The 3,414-nt window shown below is 66.2% G+C and carries 1 protein-coding gene and 1 pseudogene; one reads left to right on the top strand and one right to left on the bottom strand.

Annotated features, from left to right (window positions below; translation table 11 throughout):
- Positions 1-204: 204 nt before the first annotated feature.
- Positions 205-1,338 (top strand): annotated as a pseudogene (locus tag NTX40_07580) (DEAD/DEAH box helicase).
- A gap of 233 nt (positions 1,339-1,571) precedes the next feature.
- On the opposite strand, the gene NTX40_07585 reads toward NTX40_07580, so the two are convergent.
- Positions 1,572-2,882, bottom strand: a complete 1,311-nt coding sequence (locus NTX40_07585; GenBank protein MCX5648940.1) for a Gfo/Idh/MocA family oxidoreductase — start codon at positions 2,880-2,882, stop codon at positions 1,572-1,574.
- Between the last annotated feature and the right edge of the window lie 532 nt (positions 2,883-3,414).

Consider the following 3,414-nt stretch of genomic DNA (forward strand, 5'->3'; position numbering starts at 1 on the left):
CGTGGCGGGAATCGGGATTCATCTGCGGGCTTTGAACGGCGCACGGCCCGGCTTCGTCTTCGACTACGCCGTGGCGGGCGGGGCGGGCTTTGAAGGAATTATCTCTTGCAAAACCGTTAAAGGGAGCGTATAGTATGGGAACTGTCCGGCATCGGGTCGGATGGATTACGGCAGTCTGGTTTGGTCTAAAGGAACAGTGTCCGAATGCCTTTTAACAAGTTGGGGCTCAACGAGCCCCTGTTGCGGGCGGTACGCAGCGAAGGTTACACACAACCCACCCCCATTCAGTTGCACGCGATCCCCCCTGTCCTGGCCGGCAAAGACCTGCTGGGCTGCGCCCAGACGGGCACGGGGAAAACGGCGGCGTTCGCGCTGCCGATCCTCCAGCGTCTGTCGGCGAGCCAACCCAGCGGCAACGGCCGGCGACCGGTCCGGGCACTCATCCTGACGCCGACACGCGAACTGGCCGCCCAGATCCACGCGAGTTTCCGCGTCTATGGCCAGCACGTGGACCTGAGGTGTGCCGAGGTGTTCGGCGGCGTCAGCCAGGGGCCCCAGGAACAGGCCCTGCGCAAGGGTGTGGATATCCTGGTGGCGACGCCGGGACGGCTCCTGGACCTGATGGGCCAGGGGCTGGTGCACTTCAAGCACCTCGAAGTGCTGGTGCTGGACGAAGCGGACCGGATGCTGGACATGGGGTTCATCCCGGACGTTCGTCGGATTCTGTCGGCGTTGCCGGCGCGGCGTCAGACGCTGTTTTTCTCGGCGACGATGCCGGGAACGATCCAGGGCCTGGCGGACTCGATCCTGCGGGATCCTGTGGAAGTGCGCGAGACGCCGGAGGCCCCCGCCGCCGAGACGGTCGCGCATTCGGTGTACCTGGTGGAGCAAGGTCAGAAGCAGGCGCTCCTGGAGCATCTTCTCGCGGGGCCGGAGATTTGCCGGGCGCTCGTCTTCACGCGGACGAAGCATGGGGCGGAGAAGGTGGCGCGGCGGTTGAAGGTGGCGCGGATCTCGGCGGACGCAATCCACGGGAACAAGTCGCAGGGGGCGCGGGAACGGTCGCTGGACCAGTTCAAGCGCGGGCGGACGCGCGTGCTGGTGGCGAGCGACCTGGCGGCGCGCGGTCTGGACGTGGACGACATTTCGCACGTCATCAATTTCGACATGCCGCGCGAGGCGGAGATGTACGTGCACCGGATCGGCCGGACGGGGCGGGCGGGTGCGACGGGGACGGCGCTTTCGTTCTGCAGTTACGAGGAGCGCGGGCAACTGAATAGCATCGAGCGGCTGATTCGCAAGCCGGTGGCGACGGTGGAGGACCACCCGTTCCGGTCGCCGATCGGGCGCATGAAACCGAAAACGGCCGGATACATTTCGGTGCCCAGGCGCGGGCGGCGGGGTCGGGCGCGCGGTCGGCGGCGGTAAGCGGCGCGATAGCGAGGCAACCAAGGCGCGGCCCATCGGGCCGCGCTTTTTTCGCCTGCGGGGCGGGGGGAACAATTGCGGATTGCGGATTGCGGATTGAACAGACAACGGCAACGGCGAAGGCGCGGCGCGCGCGTGGGGGGCTACAGATACCAGCCGGGGCGAGGCGTGCGGCGAATGAGGGCGTCGGCCTCGGGGCAATTCTTCGCCTTCATGCCGGCGACGTCGTACTCGATTTTTCGGCCGAGGCGAATCGCGAGGTTCCCCAACAGGACGATCTCCGTGAGCGGGCCGGAATAGTCGAAGTTGGAACCGGCGGGTTCGCCGCCGCGGCAGGCTTCGAGGAAGTCGCCGTGATGACCGTTCTTGGATCGCGGAATCGACTGTTCGGGGCGGGGAGTGGCCTGGCGTTTGGCCTCGGGGATGATGCGGGCCCCGTCGCCGGAGGAGCCGGCCACCATGGTGCCCTTGGTGCCGAGGTAGACCGAGTCGAAGTCCTCTTTGCGTTCGGGTTCGAGGTCGGCGGGTCTTGGCGGCCGCTTGCCGCCGTCGAACCACTTCAGGGTGACGGGCGGCATGGAGCCGCGCGCGGGGAACTTGTACGTGACGATGGACCACTTGGGGAATGTTTCGCCGTTGACGCCGGAGGACTCGGCCTCGACCTCGATGGTCTTGGCTTCGCCGAGCCGGAGTGCCCACACGGCGCCGTCCATGATGTGGCACCCCATGTCGCCGAGGGCGCCCGCGCCGAAGTCAAGCCAGCCGCGCCACGCGAAGGGATGCAGATTGTCGTGGTACTCGCGCATGGGGGCGGGTCCGATCCAGGATTCCCAGTTGAGTCCCTGTGGGACGGGCTTGGCGGGCGGGCGGTCGATGCCCTGCGGCCAAATGGGGCGATTGGTGACGCAGTGGACTTCGGTGACGTCGCCGACGGCGCCGGCCCAGATGTATTCGCAGAGGTTGCGCCATCCTTCGCCGGAGTGGCCCTGGTTGCCCATTTGGGAGGCGACCTTTTTCTTGCGGGCGAACTCGGTGAGGGTGCGTGTTTCCCAGATGCAGTAGGTGAGGGGCTTTTCGACGTAAACGCCGGCGCCGCCGTCGATGGCGCGCATGGCGGCGGAAAAATGGTTGTGGTCGGGGGTGGCGACGAAGACGGCGTTCAAGTCCTTGTGGGCGTCGAAGAGTTTGCGATAGTCGGTGTAGGTTTTTGCGCCGGGGGCCTTTTCGAGGGCCTTGGCCACGCGGCCTTCGTCAGCGTCGCAGAGGGCGATGAGGTTTTCGCCGGCCGCTGCACCGAAGTGCGCCTCGCCTCGGCCGGCGGCGCCGATGAGGGAGGTATTGAGTTTATTGTTGGCGGCGTAGGCCCGGATGCTGGCGGAGCCCGTGAGGATGACGAGGCCTGCACCGGCGGCGGAGTGTTTCAGAAAGGCCCGACGGTTGACGCGAGTGGACATGGTTCGGATTCCATTCCCTGCGCTGCACGGTTCGGCGGAGCAGACTACCGTAACAGACAAACCCTGTCCACGGGAAAAAGCATCGCTAAAAGGAGCGGCGGGGCAGGAACGATTGCGGCCCCTCGACCATGCCCTTCGACGGGCTCAGGGCCGTGAGCATGGTCGAACGGCTCGGGCCGCCCTGAGCGATGTCGAAGGGCGGATTGCGGATTGCCCTTCGAGAGCCTCAGGGCCCTGAGCATGGTCGAAGGGCGGATTGAACGGCGAAAGTCAACGGCAGGGGCACACGGCGGGGATGCGCGGCGGGTGCCCGTTCGACTGCGCTCAGGGGAACGGCACGCGCAAGGCGGGCGAATCAATCGAGGTATTGAACGGTAAGGCTTTGCAAGTTGGAGGCGAAGTGGCGGTCGGTCCAGCCGATGAAGGCGTGGAGGAGTTGCCAGGGGTTGGCGGATTTGCCGGAGGCGGTGACCCGGGCGGCAATAGCCTGGCCGCGAGTGCGTTCCAGTACTATACGCCCCTGGTAGCGGAG

The organism is Planctomycetota bacterium (assembly GCA_026387035.1).
In the GTDB taxonomy this organism is placed as follows: Bacteria; Planctomycetota; Phycisphaerae; order FEN-1346; family FEN-1346; genus JAPLMM01.

What these genes read in the sequence shown, in the direction of transcription:
- NTX40_07585 (MCX5648940.1), bottom strand. Translation starts at nt 2,882, where the DNA reads ATGTCCACTCGCGTCAACCGTCGGGCCTTTCTGAAACACTCCGCCGCC.